27 protein-coding genes are annotated in these 22,598 nt (G+C 65.4%); 3 read left to right on the top strand and 24 right to left on the bottom strand.

Annotated features, from left to right (window positions below; genetic code table 11):
• From PZ895_RS06155 to phnG, 20 genes are all read right to left on the bottom strand, one after another.
• A complete protein-coding gene (locus PZ895_RS06155; protein ID WP_275838145.1) occupies nucleotides 1-738 on the bottom strand; it encodes an ABC transporter ATP-binding protein in 738 nt (245 codons plus the stop codon).
• A complete protein-coding gene (locus tag PZ895_RS06150; protein WP_275838144.1) occupies nucleotides 731-1,495 on the bottom strand; it encodes an ABC transporter ATP-binding protein in 765 nt (254 codons plus the stop codon). The genes PZ895_RS06155 and PZ895_RS06150 overlap by 8 nt, the downstream gene beginning before the upstream one ends.
• On the bottom strand, nucleotides 1,495-2,481 hold the full coding sequence (locus tag PZ895_RS06145) for a branched-chain amino acid ABC transporter permease (RefSeq protein WP_275838143.1): 987 nt from the start codon (nucleotides 2,479-2,481) through the stop codon (nucleotides 1,495-1,497). The genes PZ895_RS06150 and PZ895_RS06145 overlap by 1 nt, the downstream gene beginning before the upstream one ends.
• Nucleotides 2,482-2,484: 3 nt before the next feature.
• Entirely contained in the window at nucleotides 2,485-3,345 is an 861-nt protein-coding gene (locus tag PZ895_RS06140; protein ID WP_275838142.1) for a branched-chain amino acid ABC transporter permease, read from the bottom strand.
• Nucleotides 3,346-3,373: 28 nt separating this feature from the next.
• Nucleotides 3,374-4,549, bottom strand: a complete 1,176-nt coding sequence (locus tag PZ895_RS06135) for an ABC transporter substrate-binding protein (protein ID WP_275838141.1) — start codon at nucleotides 4,547-4,549, stop codon at nucleotides 3,374-3,376.
• Between the two features lie 137 nt (nucleotides 4,550-4,686).
• Nucleotides 4,687-6,087, bottom strand: a complete 1,401-nt coding sequence (locus tag PZ895_RS06130) for an aminomethyl transferase family protein (protein ID WP_275838140.1) — start codon at nucleotides 6,085-6,087, stop codon at nucleotides 4,687-4,689.
• A gap of 127 nt (nucleotides 6,088-6,214) precedes the next feature.
• A complete protein-coding gene (gene phnN / locus PZ895_RS06125; RefSeq protein WP_275838139.1) occupies nucleotides 6,215-6,784 on the bottom strand; it encodes a phosphonate metabolism protein/1,5-bisphosphokinase (PRPP-forming) PhnN in 570 nt (189 codons plus the stop codon).
• A complete protein-coding gene (locus PZ895_RS06120) occupies nucleotides 6,781-7,920 on the bottom strand; it encodes an alpha-D-ribose 1-methylphosphonate 5-triphosphate diphosphatase (protein WP_275838138.1) in 1,140 nt (379 codons plus the stop codon). Before PZ895_RS06120 ends, phnN begins: the two co-directional genes overlap by 4 nt.
• 1 nt (nucleotide 7,921) lies before the next feature.
• On the bottom strand, nucleotides 7,922-8,611 hold the full coding sequence (locus PZ895_RS06115) for a DUF1045 domain-containing protein (RefSeq protein ID WP_275838137.1): 690 nt from the start codon (nucleotides 8,609-8,611) through the stop codon (nucleotides 7,922-7,924).
• Nucleotides 8,612-8,680: 69 nt separating this feature from the next.
• Nucleotides 8,681-9,538, bottom strand: a complete 858-nt coding sequence (gene phnE / locus PZ895_RS06110) for a phosphonate ABC transporter, permease protein PhnE (protein ID WP_275838136.1) — start codon at nucleotides 9,536-9,538, stop codon at nucleotides 8,681-8,683.
• Nucleotides 9,535-10,455: a phosphonate ABC transporter, permease protein PhnE gene (gene phnE / locus PZ895_RS06105; RefSeq protein ID WP_275838135.1), complete on the bottom strand. Its 921-nt coding sequence runs from the start codon at nucleotides 10,453-10,455 to the stop codon at nucleotides 9,535-9,537. The genes phnE (PZ895_RS06110) and phnE (PZ895_RS06105) overlap by 4 nt, the downstream gene beginning before the upstream one ends.
• A 4-nt stretch (nucleotides 10,456-10,459) precedes the next feature.
• Complete coding sequence (phnC, locus tag PZ895_RS06100) at nucleotides 10,460-11,314, bottom strand: phosphonate ABC transporter ATP-binding protein (protein WP_275838134.1); 855 nt, start codon at nucleotides 11,312-11,314, stop codon at nucleotides 10,460-10,462.
• An 89-nt stretch (nucleotides 11,315-11,403) separates the two neighbouring features.
• On the bottom strand, nucleotides 11,404-12,333 hold the full coding sequence (gene phnD / locus PZ895_RS06095) for a phosphonate ABC transporter substrate-binding protein (RefSeq protein WP_275838133.1): 930 nt from the start codon (nucleotides 12,331-12,333) through the stop codon (nucleotides 11,404-11,406).
• Between the two features lie 221 nt (nucleotides 12,334-12,554).
• Nucleotides 12,555-13,169, bottom strand: a complete 615-nt coding sequence (locus PZ895_RS06090) for a DapH/DapD/GlmU-related protein (protein WP_275838132.1) — start codon at nucleotides 13,167-13,169, stop codon at nucleotides 12,555-12,557.
• Nucleotides 13,169-13,876 carry a phosphonate C-P lyase system protein PhnL gene (gene phnL, locus PZ895_RS06085; RefSeq protein ID WP_275838131.1) on the bottom strand — a complete coding sequence of 236 codons (708 nt, stop codon included), beginning with the start codon at nucleotides 13,874-13,876 and terminating at the stop codon, nucleotides 13,169-13,171. The genes PZ895_RS06090 and phnL overlap by 1 nt, the downstream gene beginning before the upstream one ends.
• Before the next feature lie 4 nt (nucleotides 13,877-13,880).
• A complete protein-coding gene (gene phnK, locus PZ895_RS06080) occupies nucleotides 13,881-14,654 on the bottom strand; it encodes a phosphonate C-P lyase system protein PhnK (RefSeq protein WP_275838130.1) in 774 nt (257 codons plus the stop codon).
• Nucleotides 14,647-15,534, bottom strand: coding sequence for an alpha-D-ribose 1-methylphosphonate 5-phosphate C-P-lyase PhnJ (locus PZ895_RS06075; protein ID WP_275838129.1), 888 nt, complete (start codon nucleotides 15,532-15,534; stop codon nucleotides 14,647-14,649). Before PZ895_RS06075 ends, phnK begins: the two co-directional genes overlap by 8 nt.
• A complete protein-coding gene (locus PZ895_RS06070; RefSeq protein WP_275838128.1) occupies nucleotides 15,531-16,619 on the bottom strand; it encodes a carbon-phosphorus lyase complex subunit PhnI in 1,089 nt (362 codons plus the stop codon). Before PZ895_RS06070 ends, PZ895_RS06075 begins: the two co-directional genes overlap by 4 nt.
• Nucleotides 16,620-16,622: 3 nt before the next feature.
• Nucleotides 16,623-17,234 carry a phosphonate C-P lyase system protein PhnH gene (gene phnH / locus PZ895_RS06065; RefSeq protein ID WP_275838127.1) on the bottom strand — a complete coding sequence of 204 codons (612 nt, stop codon included), beginning with the start codon at nucleotides 17,232-17,234 and terminating at the stop codon, nucleotides 16,623-16,625.
• Nucleotides 17,234-17,692: a phosphonate C-P lyase system protein PhnG gene (gene phnG, locus PZ895_RS06060; protein WP_275838126.1), complete on the bottom strand. Its 459-nt coding sequence runs from the start codon at nucleotides 17,690-17,692 to the stop codon at nucleotides 17,234-17,236. The genes phnH and phnG overlap by 1 nt, the downstream gene beginning before the upstream one ends.
• A gap of 93 nt (nucleotides 17,693-17,785) precedes the next feature.
• On the opposite strand from phnG, the gene phnF reads away from it, so the two are divergent.
• The 3 genes from phnF to PZ895_RS06045 all read left to right on the top strand — a co-directional run bounded on the left by phnF (nucleotide 17,786) and on the right by PZ895_RS06045 (nucleotide 20,317).
• Nucleotides 17,786-18,517 carry a phosphonate metabolism transcriptional regulator PhnF gene (phnF, locus tag PZ895_RS06055; RefSeq protein ID WP_275838125.1) on the top strand — a complete coding sequence of 244 codons (732 nt, stop codon included), beginning with the start codon at nucleotides 17,786-17,788 and terminating at the stop codon, nucleotides 18,515-18,517.
• 84 nt (nucleotides 18,518-18,601) lie between these two features.
• Complete coding sequence (locus PZ895_RS06050) at nucleotides 18,602-19,273, top strand: 4-carboxy-4-hydroxy-2-oxoadipate aldolase/oxaloacetate decarboxylase (protein ID WP_275838124.1); 672 nt, start codon at nucleotides 18,602-18,604, stop codon at nucleotides 19,271-19,273.
• Nucleotides 19,274-19,381: 108 nt separating this feature from the next.
• Nucleotides 19,382-20,317, top strand: a complete 936-nt coding sequence (locus PZ895_RS06045; RefSeq protein ID WP_275838123.1) for an ornithine cyclodeaminase family protein — start codon at nucleotides 19,382-19,384, stop codon at nucleotides 20,315-20,317.
• A 94-nt stretch (nucleotides 20,318-20,411) separates the two neighbouring features.
• Here PZ895_RS06045 and PZ895_RS06040 read toward each other — a convergent pair whose 3' ends face one another.
• From PZ895_RS06040 to minC, 4 genes are read right to left on the bottom strand one after another with little or no spacing between them, the layout of a single operon-like run.
• Complete coding sequence (locus PZ895_RS06040) at nucleotides 20,412-20,618, bottom strand: hypothetical protein (protein ID WP_275838122.1); 207 nt, start codon at nucleotides 20,616-20,618, stop codon at nucleotides 20,412-20,414.
• A 54-nt stretch (nucleotides 20,619-20,672) separates the two neighbouring features.
• Nucleotides 20,673-20,945 carry a cell division topological specificity factor MinE gene (gene minE, locus PZ895_RS06035; RefSeq protein WP_275838121.1) on the bottom strand — a complete coding sequence of 91 codons (273 nt, stop codon included), beginning with the start codon at nucleotides 20,943-20,945 and terminating at the stop codon, nucleotides 20,673-20,675.
• Entirely contained in the window at nucleotides 20,942-21,757 is an 816-nt protein-coding gene (minD, locus tag PZ895_RS06030; RefSeq protein ID WP_275838120.1) for a septum site-determining protein MinD, read from the bottom strand. Before minD ends, minE begins: the two co-directional genes overlap by 4 nt.
• Nucleotides 21,758-21,779: 22 nt before the next feature.
• Nucleotides 21,780-22,523: a septum site-determining protein MinC gene (gene minC, locus PZ895_RS06025; RefSeq protein WP_275838119.1), complete on the bottom strand. Its 744-nt coding sequence runs from the start codon at nucleotides 22,521-22,523 to the stop codon at nucleotides 21,780-21,782.
• Nucleotides 22,524-22,598: the final 75 nt, after the last annotated feature.

Raw genomic sequence — 22,598 nt, 5'->3', positions numbered from 1 at the left:
TCATGCCTTTCGGGATGCCGATTCGTCGACATCGAGATTCATGCCGACATAGCGCTCGAGCGTCGCGCGATCGTTCAGGAGCGCCTGCGACTTCGCGCGATGGGCGATGGCGCCGCGCTCGATGACGAGCGCGTCTTCGGTCAGCGCGAGCGCGACGTCGGCGTGCTGCTCGACGAGGACGAGCGCCATGCCCTCGTTCTGTGCCATTTCGCGGATGGCGGCGGTCAGTTCCTCGACGATGATCGGCGCAAGACCCTCGAGCGGTTCGTCGAGCAGGAGGACGGCGGGATTGGTCATCAGCGTGCGGCCGATGGTGAGCATCTGCTGCTCGCCGCCGGACAACTGGTTGCCCATGTTGCCGCGGCGCTCCTTCAGGCGCGGGAAGAGTTCCCAGATTGCATCGAGCATCCACCGGCCGGAGCGGGCGGCGACGGTCAGGTTCTCCTCGACGGAGAGCGAGGGGAAGATGTCGCGCTCCTGCGGGACCCATCCGAGGCCGAGTTGCGCGCGCCGGTGTGCCGGCGCTTTGGAGATGTCCTGGCCGCGACAATGAATGCTTCCGCCCGTGAGCGGCAGAAATCCCATCGCCGTCAGGATCAATGTCGTCTTGCCGACGCCGTTGCGGCCGAGCAGGGCCAGGCTGCCGCTCTCCGGCACGGCGAAGGTCACATGGTCGAGGACGATGCCGGAGCCGTAGCCGGCGCTGACCTCCCGGAATTCGAGGATCGCATCAGCCATGGGCGCCGTGCCCCAGATAGACGTCACGCACGCGCGCGTCGGTGCGGATGTTCGCCGTCGTGTCCTCGACCAGCACGCCGCCGCTCACCAGGACGATGATGCGGGTGGCGAAGCGGAAGACGATGTTCATGTCGTGCTCGATGAAGAGCACCGAAATGTCCTCCGGCAGACCGGCGAGGACTGAAAAGAGCATCGCGCTCTCATCCTTCGGCACGCCGGCGGCGGGCTCGTCGAGGAGCAGAGCCTTGGGCCGCGTGGCGAGCGCCAGCGCGATTTCCAGAAGGCGCTGCTGGCCATATGCGAGGATGCGCGTCGGCCGGGTCGCGACGTCCGCGAGGCGCAGACCGGAAAGAATGGCGAACGCTTCGTCGATCGCCTCGGTCTGGGTCGACAGGCGTCGCCAGAACTGGCCGGCGACGGCTTCGCGTTCGCTGACCGCCAGCGTCACCGCTTCGATCGGCGTCAGTTCGGGAAAGAGCGTGTTGATCTGGAAGGTCCGGGCGAGGCCCTTGCGCACGCGGACAGCGGCGGGCGTGGCGGTGATGTCCTCGCCATCGAGCGCGATGGTCCCCGAATCCGGCTTGAGGCGGCCGGTGATCAGGTTGATCAGCGTCGTCTTGCCGGCGCCGTTGGGGCCGATCAGCGCGTAGCGGCAGCCGCGCGGCAGCGTCAGCGACACGTCGCGGGCGACCTGTAGCGCGCCGAAATTCTTGCTCAGCGCGTCGGTTTTCAGCATCATCGGCTGCGTGTCCGCCATCAGCCGCGCCTTCCTGCCAGCTTCGCAAGGAAGCCGAGAATGCCCTTCGGCATGAAGAGCACCACGACCATCAGCAGAAGCCCGATCCAGAAATACCAGTATTGCGGATTGACACCGGCGAGCTGGTCGCGGGCGACGAGGAAGATGATCGCGCCGAGGATCGCGCCGTAGAGCCTGCCGGTGCCGCCGAGGATGAGCATCACCACCACGTCGGCCGACCTCTGGAAGCTCAGCACGTCGAGGCCGACCGTGCTGGTCGTCTGCGTCAGCAAGCCGCCGGCAATGCCGGCGAGGGCGGCGGAGATCGTGTAGATCTTGCGCAGGTGCCAGGCATGGTCCGAGCCGATCGCCGGCATACGGCCGACATTCTCGCGAATGCCGCGAAGAGCGAGGCCGAAGGACGAGTTGACGATGGTGCGGCTGACGAGGAAGCCGAGGAACAGCACGGCCAGAGAGTAGGTATAGGCCGTATAGCCCCACAGATCGAAGCGGAACGTGCCGAAGATTTCCCACATCCTGACGCCGCGCAGCCCGTCGGTGCCGCCGGTCAGCCAGGTCATCGCATTGGCGAGTTCATAGGCGAGGAAGCCGAGGCCGAGCGTAACCATGATCAAAGCCAGATGCTGGACGCGCACGATCAGATAGCTCGCCACGAAGCCGACGAAGCCGGCCACGGCACCGGCAAGGATGAGGCCGGAAATCGGCTCCCCCCAGCCGAGTCTGGCGCTGAGAAGACCGACCGTATAGGCGCCGAGACCGAAGAACAGCGCATGGCCGAGCGTGACGATGCCCGCATAGCCGAGGATCAGGTCGACGGAGATCGCGAAAAGGGCTGCGATGGCGATCTGGCTCGCCAGGGTCAGGTAGGTCGGGAACAGGAAGAAGGGCAGGAGCGTCGCCAGCCAGAAGACGATCTCGAACCATGACCAGCGGCTCTGGCGGGCGAGCCAGGCGTGGGGCGTGGTTGTGGGTGCAACGTCGTGCATAGCTCACCGCCTCCCGAACAGGCCGAGCGGCCGCCACAAGAGCACGGCGACGAGGATCAGATAGATCAGGAACGAGCCGATCTCGGGGACGAAATATTTGCCGGCGACGTCGCCGATCCCGAGCAGCGCGGCACCGACGAAGGAGCCGGTGATGGAGCCGAGGCCGCCGACGGAGACGACGATCAGGACGTAGACGAGGTAGTGGAAGGCGAAAGACGGATCGAGGCCCACGATTTCGATCGCCAGCGCCCCGCCGAGGCCGGCAAGGCCGCTGCCGAGCGCGAAGGTGATGCCGAACACGCGCTCGACATTGAGGCCGAGGCCCTGCGCGACGCGCTGGTTGTCGACGGCGGCCCGGATCTGCGCGCCGAGGCGCGTGCGTTCGATGCCGAAGACGAGCAGCGCGGTGATGGCGAGCGCGATGGCGATGAGGAAAATGCGGTAGGTGCCGAAGCGGATGCCGCCGATCTCGACCGTGCCGCGCAACCAGGCGGGCAGCCGGATCGGCTGTTGCACCGTGCCGAAGAACCAGGTCGCGACCGCCGTCGCCACGAAGACGATGCCGATGGTGAACAGAACCTGGTTGAGTTCGCCGGCCCGGTAGAGCCGGCGAAACAGCGTACGCTCGATGACGATGCTGAGGACGGCCGCCGATATAAAGGCAGCCGGCAAAGCGACCACGAAGGGAAGGCCGAGCTGGCGCATGACGATGACGGTCACGTAGCCGCCCAACATGCCGAAGGCACCGTGCGCCAGGTTGATGAAGTTCATCATGCCCAGCGTCACCGACAGGCCCACCGACAGGACGAACAGAAGCATCCCGAAGGCGAACCCGTCGAAGAGGACGATGACGAGGTTGCTCATCTACGCGCCGGCCCGATCGATCGTCGCGTCACTGGGTTCCGTGCAGCGGATCCTTCACGTCAGGAATTTCGTGAATGATGACGTTCTGCAGTTCGCCGTCGACCTCCTGCACCTCGCGGATGTAGACGGTCTGCACGACGTCGCGCGTCTCCGGGTCGATCGACATCGGCCCGCGCGGGCTGTCCCACGCCATGCCCTTGGCCGCCTCGACCAACGCATCGCCGGACGTATCGCCCTCGGTTGCCTTCAGCGCCTCGTAGATCAGATGCATTCCGTCATAGCCGCCGATCGAGAACAGGTCGGGCGAGCGGCCGCCATTGGCTTCGCGATAGGCTTCGCGGAACTCGTTGTTGAGCGGATCGTCGCGCTCGAGCGAATAGTGGTAGGTGGTGATGATGCCAGCGGCCGTGTCGCCCATGCTTTCGAGCGCCTCGGGGTGGGTGAGTTCGCCCTGCGCGAAGATCTTCGTCTCCGGCGGGGCGAGACCACGGTCGGCCAGCGCCTTGCCGATGGCTGCCGGCTGGGCGCCGCCCGGCACGAAGATGTAGACGGCTTCCGGGTTGGCGTCGCGAACGCGCTGGACGAAGGCCGAGAAATCGGGATTGGCGACCGGGGTGCGGTCGGCGCCGACGATCGTCCCGCCCGCTTCCGTGAAGCCCGCCGCAAATGCCTTTTCGGCATCATGGCCGGGACCGTAATCGGCGACGAGCGTATAGGCTTCCTGGACGCCGGATTCGAACGCCCACTGGCCGAACGCGGTATTCAGTTGCGGGATGGTGACGCCGGTGCGGACGATGTAGTCCGACTGCTCGACGACGATCGATGTCGCCGCATTCATGACGACCATCAGCTTCTGCGCCTCGGTCGCGACCGGCGCGGCGCCGAGGGCTTCCGGCGTCAGCGCGAAGCCGGCGATGATGTCGACGCCGTCACGCACGACGAGTTCCTGCGCGAGGCGCTGGGCGACGTCCGGGGCCGGGCCGCCCGTGTCCTTCTTGACCAGTTCGATCGTCTTTCCGGCGACTTCGCTGCCATGCTTGGCGATGTAGAGGTCGATGCCGGCCTGCAACTGGTTGGCGGCGTCCGCGAACGGACCGGAATAGGGCAGGATGACGCCGATCTTGACGGTTTCCTGCGCACTTGCCTGCACGGACCACGACAGGCCCGCGGCCAGTAGCGTGGCGAACATCATCTTCGTCTTCATTCTTTTTTCCTCCCTTGGGCCGGCCGCCAGGCGCGGCAACCGGACCCCAGTTTCGGCGTATCGGGGAAGGTCTGCAACCGCCAATCGAAAGGGAGGCCGGCGGCATAAGCTTTGGCTACAGTCCGTTTCGCGCGCGCTCAGCCTGAGCGCGTGCGCCAGCTATCCACGTAGTTCTCGCGCGCCTCGCGGGCATAGGGGACGGGCGAGACGCGGACTCGGATTTCGGCCTGCTTGTGGCGTTCGGTCGAGGTCTTGCCGGTGCCGCCGTCGGGCTCGCCCCAGACGAGCGTCAGCACGTCGCCGACATTCACATCGGGATCGACGATGCCGAGCGAAAGCATGGCGCGCTCATTGAAGGAATAGCCGTTGAACATGGACAGGCCGACGAGCCTGCCGTCTCTCTCGACCCTGTCGAAGGAGGAGGAGGCGTAGTTGGGCTGCGGCAGGTCGATCCATTTGTAGTTTTCCTCGCCGTTGCGGAAGCTCGAATGGATGATCTTCATCACATCCTCGTCGTTCCACTCGAAGGTGACCTTCTTGCGCTGCGTCTTCGGGTCCATCTTCTCGATCGCCGCGCGGCCGACGAAGTCGTGGTCGAACTTCACGTAGAAGCCGTAACCGAGTTCGTAGGGCGTGGTATAGTAGTCCTCAATGTCAGCGGAAACGTAGGAGCCGCCGATCGAGCCGGTCGCCTCGTAGCCGTTGGCGGGCAGCCATTCGCGGTAGGCGCGCATCTCCTCGCCGGAATAGATCGCGGGAAGGGGCGAGGGGATCCAGCCGGATTCGAGGGTGTTGGTCGAATAGGCGCGGCTGCCGACCTGGTAGAGGTCGTGGCCCTTGCCGGCCTCGACGATGGCGGCCTGGATCTCGTCCTTCTCCTCATAGGGTCCCCAGATCTCGAGGCCCGGCGCGCCGGCCATGCCGTGGCGCAGCGCGCGCACCTTGCGGCCGGCGATCGTGATGCGGTCCATGTTGAAGAACTTGATCTCGGGGATCGGTCCGCCATTCAGCTTTTCGAGAATGGCGGTCGCGTTTGGCCCCTGGATCTGGAAGCGGTAGTGGCGGCGGTCGACCTTCTTGCCGTCGGGGCGGGAGGGCGAACGGTCGTCGCGGGTGACCTTGACGTCGTGCCTGCCGAGGGAGGCGTTGTATTCGACCCAGTTGACGGTCGGAGCGCGGCCGACGAGCAGATACCGGTTCTCGTCGAGGTGGAAGAGGATGACGTCGCCGATGACGTGGCCGGACGGGCCGACCGGCACGTAATGCTTGGCCTTGTCGACGGAAAAGCCCTTGAAGGAGTTGATCGACAGGCTTTCGAGGAACGGGCCGGAATCCGCGCCCTCCACCATCAACTCGGCCATGTGGTGCGACTGGTCGAAGAGGACGGCGCTGTCGCGCCAGGCGCGCTGTTCGTCGCGCCAGTTCGTAAATTCGGCGGCGACGACCGGATAGACATACATGCCGATCTTCGAATTGCGCAGAAGGCCGACCGTGTCGCCGCTCTGCCGCAACACGTCCTCCAGATTGCGTGCGCCCATCGGTTTTCCTCCCTGACCAACTCGTCGGAGAGATATCCCTTGCAAGGGACCGGCTGTCACATTCGAAACGGGCCTTCCGGCATAACGCGGCCGGACGAGGGCGCCCTGATCGTCGCCGCTGCATAAGTCAAGACAGTTGGCGGCGGATCAGGTCGGCGAAGGCACGTCCGGCCACTTCGATCGGGCCGCCATTGTCGATGACGATCGTGCCGGGGAATGTTTCGACGGCAAGCCTGCGGCTGAGACGCAATGCGATCTCTGCCTCCGGTTCGCGTCCGCGCGCGGCGATGCGGTTTGCCAGGATCTCCGGCGCGGCGCTGATCTCGACGACGAGCGGGCGGCGGTAGCGGGCAGGCAAATCGCAGAGGACGGTGCGCGACAGATTGGCGACGACGACCTGACCGCCAGCGACGATCGCGTCGACCTCGACCGGGATGCCGTAGCGCTTGCCATGCGCCTGCCAGTCGAGGGCGAAGCATCCATTGTCGCGCATCGTCTGGAATTTCGCTTCGTCGACCGGTAGGTGATCCTCGCCGGTCTTGTCGTGCGGGCGGGTGATGACGCGGCGGACGAAATGGACGCGCGGATCGGCCGCCAACGTCTCGCGGGCAAAGCGCATGACGGAATCCTTGCCGGCGCCGCTGGGTCCGACGACGGCGATGAAGGCGCCGCTTTCGATCGGAAATCCAGCCGTCATGCGACGCGCCTGCCCTCACGCCAGACGGAGCGGACGATGGGCAGGCCGGCCATGTTGTCGACGCGGATCAGGTCGGCGCGGCGGCCGGCCTCGATCTGGCCCCGGTCCTCCATGCCGACGGTGCGGGCAGGCGTGGCGGAAACCAACGCTACGGCCTCAGGCAGTGAAATCTTCTCAATGTCTTCGGCAAGCCGGAATGCCGCCTGCAAGAGGCTGGACGGGATATAGTCGGACGAGAGGACGTCGAGGATGCCGGCCTCAGCGAGATCGCGCGCGGCGATGTTGCCCGAATGCGAGCCGCCGCGAACGACGTTGGGCGCGCCCATCAGGACGCTCATGCCGGCGTCGTGCGACGCACGGGCGGCCTCGAGGGAAGTCGGGAACTCGGCCAGCCGCACGCCGTCCTCGACCGCCTCGTCGACATGGGCGAGCGTCGCGTCGTCATGGCTGGCGAGCGTGACGCCGGCCGTGCGGCAATGCTCGCCGATGGCGCGGCGATGTGGCGCGGAATAGCGCGCGGACTGCTCCTGCCTTTGCGCCACGAAACGCTCGAACTGGTCGTCGGTAAGGCCCCGCTTGGTCTTGTAGTAGAGCGTATACTGCCCCATCGTCTGGAACTGGCGCTGGCCGGGCGCGTGGTCCATCAGCGAGGCGAGGCGCACGCGCGGATCGGCGCGGAAGCCGTCGAACGCGGCAAGGACGTCGGGTGAGGACACCTCGCAGCGCAGATGCAGGAAATGGTCGGCGCGCAGGCGACTCTCGACCTGCGCCGTCTCGATCGCGTCCGCCAGAAGCCGCATCTCGCCGGGCGTAAAGCCGCCATCCTCGTCGGACCCCATGCGCAGGCAATCGAAGACGGTTGTGATGCCGGAGGTCGCGATCTGCGCGTCGTGCGCCTGGACGGCCGCGACGGCATTCCAGCGCACGCCGGGGCGCGGCGCGAAATGGCCTTCGAGGTGATCGGTGTGGAGTTCGACAAGGCCGGGCAGGAGATAGTCGCCGCCGAAATCCTCGCCGACCCCGCTGGCGCCGGCATCGATGTCGGAGATGCGTCCGTCGACGATGCGCACCGAGCCTTCGACGATGCGGTCGGCAAGGACGATGCGGGCATTGGAAAAGATGGTTTCGGTCGGCATGTCAGGCGGTCTTTCGTGCAAGTTCATGGCCGAGCGGGCGAAACGCCCGGACGGTGAAGGGCGCGCCGGGCTCGGGCTCGACGAAGAGCGCAAGCGAGGCGAAGGCGACGGGAGCATCCAGGAGCGCGCCGAAATGGCCTTCGAGACGCCGGCGAAGCTGCGCGGCTTCCTCGCCGGCGACACGTCCGGTCAGCGTCATGTGGAAGCGGAAATCTTCCATCACATAGGGGTAGCCCCATTCATGCAGATGGCGGACCTGGCGGGTGGTCAGGCGCTCGGGGTTGCGGCGCGCGATCTCGGCTTCGCTCGCCGGCGCGCGGAAGATGTCGAAATCGACGGTCAGGTCGCGGGCAAGGGCGTCGAGATCGGCGCTCCGCGTTTCCGGCACGAGGGCGAAGAAGCCGTCGATCTGGCCAATGACGAGGCGCGGGCCGATGAAGGGTTCGCGAATGGCAGTCCAGCGGTCGAAAGCATCGACGACTTCGGCTTCGCTGCGGTCTTCAGCCAGGTAGAAGGGGGCCTTCAGCGTCGCATGGAAACCGTAGCGGCGCGCGGAGGCGGTGTGGAAGGCGAGGTCGGCGTCGAGCGGCGCTGGCACCGCGTCGGAAAATGCGCTGCGGCCGATCCACCGTTCGGCAGCGCGCGTCAGCGGATCGGCCTCGCCGGGTGTGAAATAGATCGCGTAGCGCATCCTCGAACTCCTGAAAGTGGATCGCCCTAGCCGATTCGCATGACAGTTCCGCGAAGCAATCGTGGCAACTCAATGCGCGGTTTCGCCAATGAAGCGCTCGCGGATCTTTCGCGACAGCCAGTCGATGACGAAGATGCAGACGAGCACGTTGAGAACCACGAAGGCAACCTGGTCGAACAGGTTGGCGCGGAAGCGCTCGATGATGATCATGCCGATGCCGCCCGCGCCGACGATGCCGAGTACGGTCGCGCTGCGGGTCGAGGATTCGAAGAAATAGAGCGACTGCGAGATGAAGACCGGCAGCACCTGCGGCAGGTAACCGTAGCGCACCACCTTCAGCGGCGAGGCGCCGGTGGCGCGTATGCCTTCGACCTGTTTGCGGTCGATGTTCTCGATCGCTTCGGAATAAAGCTTCGACAAGGTGCCCATGTCGGAGACGAAGATGGCGAGGACGCCGGCGAGTGGGCCGAGACCGACGGCGCGCACGAAGACGAGGCCCCAGACGAGTTGGTCGACGCCGCGCAGGATATCCAGGAAGCGGCGCACGATCTGGCGGAAGACAGTGACCGGCATTGTGTTTCGGGCGGCCAGAAAGCCGATGCCGAGCGCGGCGATCGAGCCGAGAAGCGTGCCGAGAAACGCCATGGCAAGCGTCTGCGCGATGCCGATATAGATGTTGGCGAATTGCCAGGTTGCCATGTCCTTCCAGACGAAAAGCGCTGCGATCAGGCGGATCGCGCGGTCGGATGCGTAGGCAAGTTTCCAGATCTCGAAATACCAGAGCGAGCCTGCGACATAGGCAAGCACCGCGGCGGCGATGGCCCAACCGATCGCGCGCCGCGCAGGCGAGCCGAACGCGCCGGGATGCGCCGCGCGCGCGTCGGCGACCATGTGCGTGTCGAGGGCGGACAGCGTGGCGGCGCTCATGCGAGGTTCTCCTTGCCGATGAAGTGGGTGCGAAGGCGCTCAGACAGGAGGTCGATCAGCGTCACGGTCAGGACGACGAGCAGCAGGACTGCGACGACGCGGTCGTCCGAATAAAGGCTGATGACGCGATTGAGCTCGGAGCCGATGCCGCCGGCGCCGACGAAGCCGACGATGGAGGAGGCGCGGACATTGATCTCGAAACGCAGCAATGTGTAGGAGATGAAGTTCGGCAAAACCTGCGGCAGGACGCCGAAGCGCATCTCCTCGAACCAGTTGCCGCCGACGCCGCGAATGCCCTCGACGGGGCGCATCGAGGCGTTCTCGTTGACTTCGGCGAACAGCTTGCCGAGCGCGCCGGCCGTGTGAACCGCGATGGCGATGACGCCTGCGAGCGGGCCGACGCCGACCGCGAAAACGAGGATCAGCGCGATGAGAATTTCGGGGATGCCGCGACAGATTTCGAGCAAACGTCGTGCCGCCCAGAAGAATGTGCGCGTGGGTGCAAGATTGCGCGCTGCGGGGAAGCTCAGGACGAGAGCCGCCGCCGCGCCGATGATCGTCGCCGTCAGCGCCATCAGGATCGTCTCACCAATCAGGCGGGCGTAAAGCCAGAAGTCCGAGTACCAGTAGGTGATCGATCCGGGAACCGCACGACCGTTGTCGCCGCGCGGCAGAAAGAGCTTGTCGAGCTCGAGATTCGGCATGACGGTGCCGAAATAATCGAAGATGCGCGGCAGGCCGGAGGCGAGGCGTTCCGGGTAGAAGCGCGAAATGTAGATCGACGCCGCAAGCACTGCGACGAAACCGGCGATGAAGACGAGATTCATCGTGCGACGCTGGCGGACGAGGTCGGCGCGGTGGCGCTCGAAGGTGGAGACGGCGTCTTCGCCGATACGGGACATTGCAGCGTCGGTCATCGGATCACCCCGCCATCGCGCGGGCGTCGGCCTGCGTGTTCTTCAGGTCGGCTTCCGACAGGCGCGGCTTGGCCGGCTCGCCGCCCAATGCCGTCGACGTCATGCCTTCCTGGAACGCTTCCTCGGCCTCCGCACCATAAATCTCGCGCGCCATGCGCTGGGTGAGCTGGCCCGGATTGCCGTCGAAGACAACTTTGCCTTCCGCCAAGCCGATGATGCGGTCGCAATAGTTGCGGGCTGTGTCGAGGGTATGGAGGTTGCAGATGACGGTGATGCCGTCCTCGCGATTGATGGTGCGCAGCGCGTCCATCACCACCTTGGCGTTGAGCGGGTCGAGCGAAGCGATGGGCTCGTCTGCGAGGACGATCTTCGGCTCCTGCACAAGGGCGCGGGCGATAGCCACGCGCTGCATCTGGCCGCCGGACAGGGTGTCGGCCTGCTGGAGCGCGGTGTGGGCCATGCCGAGGCGGTCGAGCGCGCGGATGGCGAAGGCGCGCTCGGCGGCGGTGAAATGCTGGAGCAGGCTGGCGACCAGACCGTGATAGTAAAGCCGTCCGGTCAGGACATTGGTGATCACGTCAAGACGGCCGACGAGATTGAACTGCTGGAACACCATCGCGCAGGTCGCGCGCCATTGCAGAAGCTCCCGGCCCCTGAGTGCCGTCACGTCCTGCCCGGCGAAATCGATCCGACCCTTGCTCGGCTCGGCAAGACGGTTGATCATGCGCAAAAGCGTGGACTTGCCAGCGCCCGAGCGACCGATGATGCCGACCATTTGGCCGTCGGGGATGGATAGGGAAATGCCGTCCACGGCCTTGCTGTCCTTGAAAGACTTGGTGAGATTGTCGATTTTCAGCATGGGTCTCTCCTGCCGGTCGGCTGGGCCGTGTTTGAAGCGAAGCAGGCCCGCATCTTGCGATGCGGACCTGCTACTATCCTTTGGGAGGATTAACGGGAGCCTTCGAGCTCGCGTTGACGCATGGCGACAACGCCCTCAAAGAAGGAATGATCGACGCGCTTGAAGCCCTGGCCTTCGCCCTGCGAGACGTCGATGTAGCACTGGCGGTCGGTCTCGTGGAGCGCTTCCATCCAGTCGATGGCGATCTGCTTGGGCTCGTCGGCGAGCGCCTTGCGCACTACCCACGGGCCGTTCGGGATCAGGTTCGACTGCCAGATGATGCTGAGATCGGACATGTCGAGAAGGTTCTTGTCCACCATCGAGCGCAATGCGCCGCGCGAGAAGCCGTCCGCCGCTTCACCGACACCCGACGTCCATGTTACGCCGGCGTCGTACTGGCCGTTAAGGACGGCGACGACGGCCTGTTCGTGACCGCCGCCGAAGCCGGTCGAGGAGAAGTACTCTTCAATGTCGATTTCGGCTGCTTCCAGCTCGGCCTTGGGCACGAGATAGCCCGACGTCGAGTTTGGATCGGCAAAGGCGAGCGACTTGCCTTCCATCTGCTCGATATTCTCGATACCGGAGTCGGATTTGGCGTACATCATCGCATAATAGCCGTCCGACCCGTCGGCCTCGAGGGCGACGAAGATGGGTTCGACGGCTTCGGGGTCCTGCAGGTAGATGCCTGCATAGGCCGAGGCGCCGAGCTGGGCCGCATCGAGCTGCCCCGATACGAGACCCTGCATGACGCCGGCATAGTCGGAGGCGGGATACAGCTCGACTGGCACGCCGAGCAGTTCGCCCAGTTGCTCGACCATGCAATCGTTCTTGCGCAGGCGGTCGGCTTCGTTTTCGCCGCCGAGAAGGCCAACGCGGAAGGCCGGCAGATCGGCTTTCCAGTCCTGCGCAAGGACGGGGGTGGACAATGCGGCGGCGGCGATTGCCGCGGCACAGGTGGTGCGGGTCAAAAGAGCGAACATGCCAAAGCTCCCAAGCTGAGGTTTCCGGTGAATTCGGGACCGGCCCGGGGCGTCCCCCGGCCTGTCGAGGGAGGTTTAGTCAGCCAACACTACAAGGCGATTACGCTTTTCTGACGGTTCGATGACGATTCACGGTGATACGGGATCGGCCTGCATGGAGTTTGGCCGAATGCACGAAAAGGTGCCAGGTGAGCGCCTTTCATCGCCGCTCCACCGAACGCTCAGGCTTCGTGCTTTTCGAGAAATGCAGCTATGGGCAGCTTGCGGAAATCGTCGAGCGCGGCGCGCAGACGCGTATGGTCCCAGTCCCACCAAGCAAGGGCCAGAAGCCGTTCGGCGGTCGCCTCGTCGAAGCGCGAACGGATCGGGCGCGCGGGCACGCCGGCAACGATGGCGAAGGACGAAACGTCCTTTGTCACGACCGCGCCCGCGCCAACAACGGCGCCGGTGCCGATCGTGACGCCGGGCAGGATGATCGAGCCATGGCCGAGCCAGGTATCGTGACCGATCGTGACCTTCGCTGCACGGCGCCAGTCGAAGAAGGTTTCGTCGTCCTCGACATCGGTCCAGTAATTTCCCGCCCGATAGGTGAAATGGTGGAGCGAGGCGCGCGCTACAGGATGGTTCGGGGCGTTGATGCGGCAGGCGGCGGCGATGTTGGAGAACTTACCGATCTCGGTGCACCAGACCTGCCCGTCCTCGACAATGTAGGAATAGTCGCCAAGCGTGGAATCAACGATGCGCGTGCGCTCACGCACTTCGGTGTAGCGGCCGAGCGTCGAGTTGCGAATCTCGGCGGTTGCGTGAACGAAGCCGGTTTCGGGAAGCCGCGCCATCACGCGGCCTGCCGCGGCGCGAATGCCGTCACGTCGATCAGCCGGTCGGCGATGGAGTCGCGCACGTCGGTATCGTGGAAGATACCGAGCATCGCAGCGCCCCGGCGCTTCTTCTCGCCGATCATATCGATGACCACCGCGCGGTTCGCGGCGTCGAGCGAGGCGGTCGGCTCGTCAAGAAGAAGCACGGGATGGTCGGTGATGAAGCCGCGCGCGATGTTGACGCGCTGCTGCTCGCCGCCGGAAAAGGTCGCGGGCGGCAGGTGCCAGAGGCGTTCGGGCAGATTGAGCCGGGCGAGCAGACCTGCCGCCTTCTCGCGCGCTTCGCCGATCGAAGCGCCGCGCGCGGTCAGCGGCTCGGCGACGACATCGAGCGCCGCGACGCGCGGCACGACGCGCAGGAACTGGCTGACATAGCCGAGCGTGTCGCGCCGGACGGCGAGGATTTGGCGCGGAGTGGCGTCGGCGAGGTCGACAATGTCGCCCTGGTGAGCGATGCGGATGGAGCCGGCGTCGACAGCGTAATTGCCGTAGAGCATCTTCAGGATCGAACTCTTGCCGACACCCGACGGCCCGGCGAGGACGGCGCATTCGCCGGCCTTGAGCGTGAAGGAGGCATTCTCGACGACGGGTAGCAGGATGCCGCCGCGCAGGTGCATGGTGAAGGACTTGGCGAGGCCGGAGGCAGCTAGGGGGTGGGATTTCATGCGATCACACCTGCAAAATCGAGGAGACGAGAAGCTGGGTGTAGGGCGCGCGCGGGTCGTCGAGAACGCGGTCGGTAAGTCCGTGCTCGATCACGCGGCCATCCTTCATCACCATCATCCGATGCGACAGGAGGCGCGCGACGGCGAGGTCGTGGGTGACGACGATCGCGGCAAGACCCATATCGGCAACGAGGCCGCGCAACAGATCCAGGAGGCGCGCCTGAACCGAAACGTCGAGGCCGCCGGTCGGCTCGTCCATGAAGATCAGCCGCGGACGGGTGACGAGATTGCGCGCGATCTGCAATCGCTGACGCATTCCGCCGGAAAAGGCGCGGGGCTGGTCGTCGATGCGATCCCCGGCGATCTCGACACGGCCCAGCCAGTCGATGGCCGATGCGCGGATGTTGCCGTAGTGCCGGTCGCCGATGGCCATCAGGCGTTCGCCGACATTGGCACCGGCCGAAACCGACATGCGCAGCCCCTCGGCCGGATTCTGGTGGACGAAACCCCAGTCGGTGCGCATGAGGAAACGGCGCTCGGCCTCGCTCATGCGATTGATGTCGCGCCACCCGCCGTCGCGCATCCGGTAGGAGACGCTGCCGGCGGTCGGTTCGAGCCGGGTCGACACGACGTTGAGCAGCGTGGTCTTGCCGGAGCCGGATTCGCCGACGACCGCGAGAACCTCGCCGGGCCAGAGCTCGAAGGAGACGTCTTCGCAGCCGATGCGCGAGCCATAGGATTTGGAAAGGTTGGAGACATGGAGGAGAGGTTCATCCATGGATCGATACTCCCGCCATTTCGCCGCGATGGCCGTCAGCCTGCCGGCCCCCGCAATGGTCGGTGTCCGAGCAGACGAACATGTGGCCGCCGCTATCATCGAGGATGACTTCGTCGAGATAGACGCCATGTGCGCCGCAGAGCGCGCAGGGCTTTTCGAAGGTCTGGACCGCGAAGGGGTGATCGTCGAAGTCGAGGCTTTCGACCCGTGTGAAAGGGGGCAGGGCGTAGATGCGTTTTTCCCGGCCGGCGCCGAAAAGCTGGAGAGCGGGCGACATGTGCATCTTCGGATTGTCGAATTTCGGCGTCGGCGACGGGTCCATCACATAGCGGCCCTCGACCTTGACCGGATAGGCATAGGTGGTGGCGATGCGGCCATGGGTGGCGATGTCCTCGTAGAGCTTGACGTGCATCAGTCCGTATTCTTCGAGCGCGTGCATCTTGCGGGTTTCGGTCTCGCGTGGCTCGAGAAAGCGCAGCGGCTCGGGAATCGGCACTTGGTAGACCAATATCTGCCCCGCCTTCAGCGGCTTTTCGGGTATGCGGTGGCGCGTCTGGATGATCTTTGCGTCATCCGTCTTCGTCGTGACGGCAACGTTTGCGACTTTCTGGAAGAAGGCTCGGATGGAGACGGCATTGGTGGTGTCGTCGGCGCCTTGGTCGATGACCTTCAGCACATCGTCCGGCCCGATGATGGAAGCCGTAACCTGGACGCCGCCGGTGCCCCAGCCATAGGGCATCGGCATCTCCCTCGATGCGAACGGCACCTGATAGCCGGGAATGGCGATCGCCTTGAGGATCGCGCGGCGGATCATCCGCTTGGTCTGCTCGTCGAGATAGGCGAAGTTGTAGCTCGCAATCGAACCCGTCAGCGCGTTCATTCGGCCGCCTCTCTCGTTTCGGTGACATCCTGCCGTTCGGCGCGCATTCGCCGCACGAGGTCGAGTTCAGCCTGGAAGTCGACGTAATGCGGCAGTTTCAGATGCTCGACGAAGCCGGTCGCCTGGACGTTGTCGGAATGCGAGATGACGAATTCCTCGTCTTGCGCAGCCGCGACGATGTCCTCGCCGAATTCTGCCGCGCGCAACGCCCGGTCGCAAAGCGCCATCGCCATCGCCTTGCGCTCCGACTGGCCGAAGACGAGCCCGTAGCCGCGCGTGAACTGCGGCGGCGCCTTGGCCGAGCCCTTGAACTGGTTGACCATCTGGCATTCGGTCAGCCGGACTCGGCCGAGCGGCGCGGGGAAGGGCAATTCGGGAACTTCGAGCTCGATTTCGACCTCGCCGATGCGGATTTCGCCGACGAAGGGATGCGAGCGGGCATAGCCGCGCTGCGTCGAATAGGCGAGCGCGAGCAGGAAGCCTTCGTCGCCGCGCGACAGCGCCTGAAGCCGGCCGTCGCGCGGCAGCGGAAACTCCATCGGCGTGCGGGTGATGTCGGTGATCTCACCATCGCCGGTTCCATCCGCTTCGATCAGGCCGTCATGGCCGAGGAGATCGGTGACGCGCGGCGAGGCTTCGGCGACGGCTTCACGCCGCTCTGGCGCGGGCGGCTTCGCGCCTTCGGCGAGTTCGGGTTCGAGCAGGCGGTGCGTGTAGTCGAAGGTCGGGCCAAGCACCTGCCCGCCAGGCAAATCCTTGAAAGTCGCCGAGATACGACGCTCGATCCGCATGGCTCCGGTGTCGACGGGAAGCGTATAGCCGAAGCGCGGCAGGGTCGTGCGGTAGGCGCGCACGAGGAAGATCGCCTCGATCATGTCGCCGCGCGCCTGCATCAGCGCAAGGCCGGCGAGTTCGCGATCGTAAAGAGCGCCTTCGGCCATGACGCGGTCGACGCCGAGCGCAAGCTGTTCGACGATCTGCGACAGGTGGAGCGCGGGAACCGTTGGATCGCCGCGGCGCCGGTCGGCGAGCAGGCGGTGCGCGTTGCGGATGGCGGCCTCACCGCCCTTGACGGCAACATACATGACTCACGCCTCCATCGGTTCGAGAATGCGCGTCGTGCGTGGCAGGCAGGCAATCGCATCGGCCGCTGCGAAAACGAGATCGACGCCCCGCGGGAAACGCGCGCCGTTGTCGCGCCACTGCGACGCGAAATCGTCCGGCAAGGCGGTCGGCGCGAGGCTCGAACTGGTTTCAATTCCAGGCCCCGCGAGGCGAAGCGGCACCCCGTTTTCGAGTGCGTCGACGATCATGACGAGGGTCGTCGAGCGATCCGGATAGTCCTGGCTGCCCTGCGCGAAGGCATCGAGGCGCGGCATCGAGGCCGGGTCGGCGACGAAGGCGAAGTGGGCTTGTGCCGGGTCGTCGACAATGGTCGCGCCGGTCTGGAAGCGAAGCCAGGCGACGACCGGTTCGTCGGCCAGCGACGTGTCCAGCCAGAGCGCCGTGTCCTGGTCGCACAGCGTCAGCGCGAGCGCAGCGGCGGTCGGCGACAGGGCGACGGGCGGTAATGCAACGGCCTTTGCCGGCCTGCGGGTTCCTGGCTCTGCCATCGCGTCCATCACGGCACGAAAAGTCGCCTGTGCATCGAAGACCGGATCGGAAAAGCCGCCTTCGAGGGCCGATATTGAGGCCGTCATCAATCCTCTCCACGGACCAGGGTGAAAAAATCGACTTTGGTCGCAGCCGTTTCCTCGGCCTTCTGCCGCTCATCGTCAGCTTCGTTGCGGGCGAGCGGCTCGAAGACCTTGCCGACAATCCGCTCATGCAGCACCGGGCTCTGGAAAGCGGCGTCGATCAGCGCGGACAGTCGCGCTTTTTTCGCGTCGCGGCCAAGCGCATAGGCATGGCCGATCTCGCCCGTCTCAAGCCTGATCGAGGTGCGCGTGACCGTCGCCTCGCCAAGATTGAAGGCGGCGCCGCCGCCGCCGATCCGTCCGCGCAGGGTCACGAGGCCGGTCTGCGCCTTGCGCAGTTCGCGGTGCGGGGGCAGCGGGCCGAAAGCGACAAGCGCCTCTTCGATGGCCGTTCGCGGCGCACGGGCGACGATGGCCATCAAGCGGCGGCGCTCGTTCTGGTCGATGACTTTCTCCTGCAAGGCGGCTCTCCACTTGTCTGGTTTTCTAGACAACCATATGATGGAGTGCATTACGGGCGCTTCGTGACAGCCCGATGACGAAGGGCGGTTTCGATGGAGGGGACGATCCGACGGGCAGGAGGCATCGCCATGTGGCGCCAGGTCGCGGACCGGCTGCGCGACATGATCGATGGTGGTGTCTTCAGCGATTCCCAACGCCTGCCGTCGGAGAGCGAACTTGCGCTCCGTTTCGGGATCAATCGCCATACCGTGCGGGCGGCGATCGCTGATCTCGTGCGCGAAGGGCTCTTGCGCAGCGAACAGGGGCGAGGGACGTTCGTCGCCGCTCAGGACCGCCTGTCCTATCCGATCGGGCGTCGGACACGCTTTTCCGAGGGGCTCGACGGACAGGCGAGCGATCTGAAGACGCTCGTTCTCGACGAAACGCGCGAGCCTGCGAGTGCGCGCCTCGCTGCTCTGCTCGGACTCGACGAGGGCGCCGAACTCGTGCGGCTCGACACGATCGGCTTTGCCGACCAGATGCCGGTTTCGGTCGCGACGCACTGGTTCGAGGCGGTCGGATTTCCTGAAATCGGCGCACTCCTGCGCGCGACAGGCTCGATTTCGAAATCGTTCGAGGCGGTCGGCATGGCCGACTATGTGCGGGCATCGACGCGGATCACGGCACGGCGGGCGTCGTCGCGCGATGCGGGAACGCTGCGGCTTGCCGAAGGCGCACCGGTGCTGATGGTGGAGGCGGTGAATGCCCATGACGGGCGTCCGATCCAGGTCTCGCGCAGCCGCTTTGCCGCCGATCGTATCGCGCTGACGGTCGGCGACCGGTGATGCTTATGGGGATCGGCCGATTATTACGTTGAGCAAGCGCATCTTGCGGCGCATCTCTAACCGGGAACGAACGGAACGGGAAGCATGGGCGTCGTCGTACGGAATATCGAACGGGCTGAAGGGGGCGTCATCGACCGGCTGGCTGCCTGTGGAGTCGCCACCGTGCATGAGGCGCAGGGCCGAACAGGGCTTCTCGCCAGCCATATGCGCCCGATCTATCGCGGTGCGCGGATCGCGGGAAGCGCAGTGACGATCTCGGCGCCGCCCGGCGACAACTGGATGATCCATGTGGCGATCGAGCAGTTGTCGCCGGGCGACATCCTGCTGCTCGCACCGACGAGCCCGTGCGAGGATGGCTATTTCGGGGATCTGCTCGCAACTTCCGCGATTGCGCGGGGCTGCCGGGGCCTCGTCATCGATGCGGGTGTGCGCGACGTTTCGGATTTGACCGACATGCGGTTCCCGGTCTGGTCGAAGGCGATCTTCGCGCAAGGGACGGTCAAGGAAACGCTCGGCTCGGTCAACGTTCCGGTGGTCTGCGCGGGCGCGCTGGTTCATCCGGGCGACGTCATCGTCGCCGATGACGACGGCGTGTGCGTCGTGCGGCGCGAACTGGCGGCGGAGGTCGCCGACAAGGCGGAAGCGCGCGTGGCGGCGGAGGACGACAAGCGTGCGCGCATGGCCGCCGGCGAACTCGGCCTCGACATCTACGACATGCGCGAAAAACTCGCCGCCAAGGGTCTGAAATACATCTGACAGTTTACCGGCCGAGCGATGCCGCCGCTCGTCAGTCTTTCGCGCGGGGCTTGACGTGCTTCTGTCTGCCGTCGTTGAACGGGCGGACAGAAGCCAAAGGACAACCAGATGCAGATGATCGGCGAACATGAACTTGCGGAACGGCTGGGTTGGGCCGAACTGATCGGCGCGATCGAGACCGAACTCAAGGCCGGCCGGGTGACATCGCCGGAACGCTCGAACATTTCGATCCCCATGCCAGGCGGCGGCATGTCGAACCTGCTCGTCATGCCGGCCTGGGTCGAGGGCGAATCGCTCGGCGTCAAACTCGTCACCTTCTTCCCCGAAAACGGGGCGAAGGGAATGTCGACGATCAATGCCAGCTATGCGCTGTTCTCCGGTGCGGACGGGCGGTTGCAAGCCGTCATCGAGGGCGACGAACTGACGGCGCGCCGCACGGCGGCCTCATCCGCGCTCGCCGCAAGCTTCCTCGCCCGACCGGACGCAAAGCGCCTTCTCGTCGTCGGAACCGGTCAGCTTTCCGCCAAGGTCGCCGCCGCCCATGCGAGCGTGCGCGTCTATGAACGGATCGAGATCTACGGACGCAGCGCCGAAAGAGCCGAGGCGGTGGTCGCCACGCTTGCCGCGCAAGGGATCGTCGCCCATGTCGCGGACGATCTCGGCGCGGCAATCGGCGCGGCGGACGTGGTCTCGTCGGTGACGAGCTCGACCGCGCCGCTGATCCTCGGCGCGAATGTGCAGCCGGGCACCCATGTCGATCTGATCGGGGCGTTCAAGGACGACATGCGCGAAAGCGACGATGCGCTGGTGGCAAAGGCGAGCCTGTTCGTCGATTTCCGCCCTGGCGCGATGAAGGCTGGCGATCTGGCGCAGCCGCTGGCGTCCGGGCTGATCGCCGAAACCGACATCAAGGCGGATCTTGCCGAACTTGCGCGGGGCACGCATCGCGGACGCGCGTCGGACGGCGAAATCACCTTCTTCAAGTCGGCCGGCTTCTCATTGCTGGATCTCGCCGCCGCACGTCTGGCGGTCGGCCGGGCCTGACCGCACGGGGCGGCGTGTCCGTTCTGAAATTCGCGGGCGGGCTGCATGAAAAGGCCGCCCCGGAAGGCGGCCGGTTTTCAGGAACCCAGCGGTATCAGTTCCGCAGGCTTGATCCGTGGCCTGTCGTTTCGGGCCGTCCGGCGGAAAGCGGCGTGGCGCCGGCGGCGATTTCGCAAAGCTCCACATGCCTTGCCAGCGCCACGGTGGAAAGCATGGCGCTGACGGTGGTAATGTCGCGCTTGTGGTGCGCAGGCATCTGTTGCAGCGACTTCAGCCGTTCGAGGAGTTGCAGTCGGGTCATATCAATTCCCTTCTTTCCTTCAAGGCGCGGCGTATCGACATCCCAGGGACCCGGTCAGGCCGCCTTTTTCTTCTTCTTTCCGGCGTCGAACGGAATCTCGACGTCGACGGCGAGCGTGGAGACCTGGGCGCCGCGCTCCATGGTGACGTTCACCTTGTCGCTGTCGATCTGCATGTGCTTGGCGATGACGGCGAGAATCTCGTCGCGAAGCACGGTGACCAACTCCGAATCGCCCGCCGATGCGCGCTCATGGGCGAGCAGGACCTGCAGGCGCTCGCGTGCGGCCGGCGCGGAACTGGGCTTGGAAAAGAAACGAAAAATGCTCATGCCGCCTTCCTTCCGAAGAACTTGCCGAAGAAGCCGCGCTTTTCACCCGGAACGGTGACCGGAATGGTCTCGCCGTTGAGCCGGCGTGCGGCATCGAAATAGGCGAGCGCCGGCGCGCTGCGATCGTCCGAAAGCGTGACCGGCGCGCCGACATTGGAAGCCCTGAGGACGTCCATGCTTTCAGGGATGATGCCCAGCAGCGGGATCGACAGGATTTCGAGCACGTCGTCGACCTTGAGCATGTCGCCTCGCTCGGCCCGCGCGGGGTCGTAGCGCGTCAGGAGCAGGTGCTTGTCCATCTGCTCGCCACGCTCGGCCTTGACCGTCTTGGAATCGAGCAGGCCGATGATGCGGTCCGAATCGCGCACCGAGGACACTTCCGGGTTGGTCACGACGATGGCGATGTCGGCATGACGCATCGCGAGCGTGGCCCCGCGCTCGATGCCGGCCGGGCTGTCGCAGATCACCCAGTCGAAATTCTTGCGCAGGGCGGCGATGACCTTCTCGACGCCCTCGGGCGTGAGATTGTCCTTGTCGCGCGTCTGCGAGGCAGGCAGCAGATAGAGCGTCTGGAGCCGCTTGTCGCGGATCAGCGCCTGCGTCAGCTTCGCATCGCCCTGGATTACGTTGACCAAATCGTAGACGACGCGCCGCTCGGCGCCCATCACCAGATCCAGATTGCGCAGGCCGACGTCGAAATCGACCACCACGACCTTGGCGCCGCCCTGCGCCAGAGCCGCGCCGAGAGCTGCGGTCGACGTGGTCTTGCCGACGCCTCCCTTGCCCGATGTCACCACGATAACCTTGCCCATTGACCTCTCCTGTTCCATCGCCTCAGCCCAGTGTTCCGGCCACGATCTTGTCTCCTTCGAGCCAGATCTGCACGGCGCGTCCGCGCAGGTCCGGCTCCATGTCTTCCGCCGTCTTGTAGAAGCCGTCGATTGCGATCAGTTCGGCTTCCAGCTTGCGGCAGAAGATGCGCGCGGCCGCGTTGCCCATCGTTCCGGCCATCGCCCTGCCGCGCAGCGTTCCGTAGACGTGGATCGATCCGCCGGCGACGATCTCCGCGCCCGATGCGACCGACCCGACGACCGTCACGTCGCCCTCCGGAAAGATGACGGACTGGCCGGATCGCACCGGCTGGGTGACCATCAGCGACGGGGCTCCCCTGACCTCGTGCGCAGGCTGATCGGTTGCCGGTTCGTCGGCTTCGTCCTCGGCCGGCGCCGCTTCGGCCTGCGTGGCCGGCGCCTCGATGTCGGAGGCCGGGCGGCCGTCCGTCAGCGCGGGCGGCAGACCCGAATCAAGCCAGGACGGGCGGGCGCCCTCGATGCCCATGATCCGCACGTTGCGCGTCGCCAGCATGTCGACCATCTCGCGCAGTTGCGCGCGGTCGATCGGAAGGCCGCTGACGTCGAGGACGATGGGGCGGCGCAGGAAGAAACCCGCCGAACGCGCGGCCAGATCGTCGAGCCTTGCCACCCAGTCCTCGAAGGGAAGCTCCGGGGTCAGTACCAGCGCAAGAAAGGAGCGACCCTTGAGGCGGATCGGCCGGGCTTGGGTTAACACGTTGGTCATCTTGGTTAATTTTCGGTTGTTTCGGTGTAGGCAAGAATGGTTAACAACTGGTTAATTTGATGGCCGGGCGGCAGT

This window comes from Mesorhizobium sp. YIM 152430, assembly GCF_029210365.1.
GTDB lineage: Bacteria > Pseudomonadota > Alphaproteobacteria > Rhizobiales > Rhizobiaceae > Aliihoeflea.
Note: the sequence above shows the minus strand (reverse complement) of the source record. Positions and strands in the feature narration are given on the sequence as shown.

Excerpts from the sequence above, each read along its gene's own strand:
- PZ895_RS06075 (WP_275838129.1), bottom strand. The coding sequence starts at position 15,534 with ATGAACGCGCTGACGGGTTCGATTGCGAGCTACAACTTCGCCTATCTC.
- phnK (WP_275838130.1), bottom strand. The coding sequence starts at position 14,654 with ATGGATGAACCTCTCCTCCATGTCTCCAACCTTTCCAAATCCTATGGC.
- phnH (WP_275838127.1), bottom strand. The coding sequence starts at position 17,234 with ATGACGGCCTCAATATCGGCCCTCGAAGGCGGCTTTTCCGATCCGGTC.
- minE (WP_275838121.1), bottom strand. The coding sequence starts at position 20,945 with ATGAGCATTTTTCGTTTCTTTTCCAAGCCCAGTTCCGCGCCGGCCGCA.
- phnE (WP_275838135.1), bottom strand. The coding sequence starts at position 10,455 with ATGACCGACGCTGCAATGTCCCGTATCGGCGAAGACGCCGTCTCCACC.
- PZ895_RS06135 (WP_275838141.1), bottom strand. The coding sequence starts at position 4,549 with ATGAAGACGAAGATGATGTTCGCCACGCTACTGGCCGCGGGCCTGTCG.
- phnC (WP_275838134.1), bottom strand. The coding sequence starts at position 11,314 with ATGCTGAAAATCGACAATCTCACCAAGTCTTTCAAGGACAGCAAGGCC.
- PZ895_RS06115 (WP_275838137.1), bottom strand. The coding sequence starts at position 8,611 with ATGCGCTACGCGATCTATTTCACACCCGGCGAGGCCGATCCGCTGACG.
- PZ895_RS06145 (WP_275838143.1), bottom strand. The coding sequence starts at position 2,481 with ATGCACGACGTTGCACCCACAACCACGCCCCACGCCTGGCTCGCCCGC.
- phnE (WP_275838136.1), bottom strand. The coding sequence starts at position 9,538 with ATGAGCGCCGCCACGCTGTCCGCCCTCGACACGCACATGGTCGCCGAC.
- minD (WP_275838120.1), bottom strand. The coding sequence starts at position 21,757 with ATGGGCAAGGTTATCGTGGTGACATCGGGCAAGGGAGGCGTCGGCAAG.
- PZ895_RS06045 (WP_275838123.1), top strand. The coding sequence starts at position 19,382 with ATGCAGATGATCGGCGAACATGAACTTGCGGAACGGCTGGGTTGGGCC.
- phnF (WP_275838125.1), top strand. The coding sequence starts at position 17,786 with ATGGAGGGGACGATCCGACGGGCAGGAGGCATCGCCATGTGGCGCCAG.
- PZ895_RS06040 (WP_275838122.1), bottom strand. The coding sequence starts at position 20,618 with ATGACCCGACTGCAACTCCTCGAACGGCTGAAGTCGCTGCAACAGATG.
- PZ895_RS06130 (WP_275838140.1), bottom strand. The coding sequence starts at position 6,087 with ATGGGCGCACGCAATCTGGAGGACGTGTTGCGGCAGAGCGGCGACACG.
- phnN (WP_275838139.1), bottom strand. The coding sequence starts at position 6,784 with ATGACGGCTGGATTTCCGATCGAAAGCGGCGCCTTCATCGCCGTCGTC.
- PZ895_RS06070 (WP_275838128.1), bottom strand. The coding sequence starts at position 16,619 with ATGTATGTTGCCGTCAAGGGCGGTGAGGCCGCCATCCGCAACGCGCAC.
- phnD (WP_275838133.1), bottom strand. The coding sequence starts at position 12,333 with ATGTTCGCTCTTTTGACCCGCACCACCTGTGCCGCGGCAATCGCCGCC.
- PZ895_RS06140 (WP_275838142.1), bottom strand. The coding sequence starts at position 3,345 with ATGAGCAACCTCGTCATCGTCCTCTTCGACGGGTTCGCCTTCGGGATG.
- PZ895_RS06155 (WP_275838145.1), bottom strand. The coding sequence starts at position 738 with ATGGCTGATGCGATCCTCGAATTCCGGGAGGTCAGCGCCGGCTACGGC.
- minC (WP_275838119.1), bottom strand. The coding sequence starts at position 22,523 with ATGACCAACGTGTTAACCCAAGCCCGGCCGATCCGCCTCAAGGGTCGC.
- PZ895_RS06150 (WP_275838144.1), bottom strand. The coding sequence starts at position 1,495 with ATGGCGGACACGCAGCCGATGATGCTGAAAACCGACGCGCTGAGCAAG.
- PZ895_RS06090 (WP_275838132.1), bottom strand. The coding sequence starts at position 13,169 with ATGGCGCGGCTTCCCGAAACCGGCTTCGTTCACGCAACCGCCGAGATT.
- PZ895_RS06120 (WP_275838138.1), bottom strand. The coding sequence starts at position 7,920 with ATGCCGACCGAAACCATCTTTTCCAATGCCCGCATCGTCCTTGCCGAC.
- PZ895_RS06050 (WP_275838124.1), top strand. The coding sequence starts at position 18,602 with ATGGGCGTCGTCGTACGGAATATCGAACGGGCTGAAGGGGGCGTCATC.
- phnL (WP_275838131.1), bottom strand. The coding sequence starts at position 13,876 with ATGAAATCCCACCCCCTAGCTGCCTCCGGCCTCGCCAAGTCCTTCACC.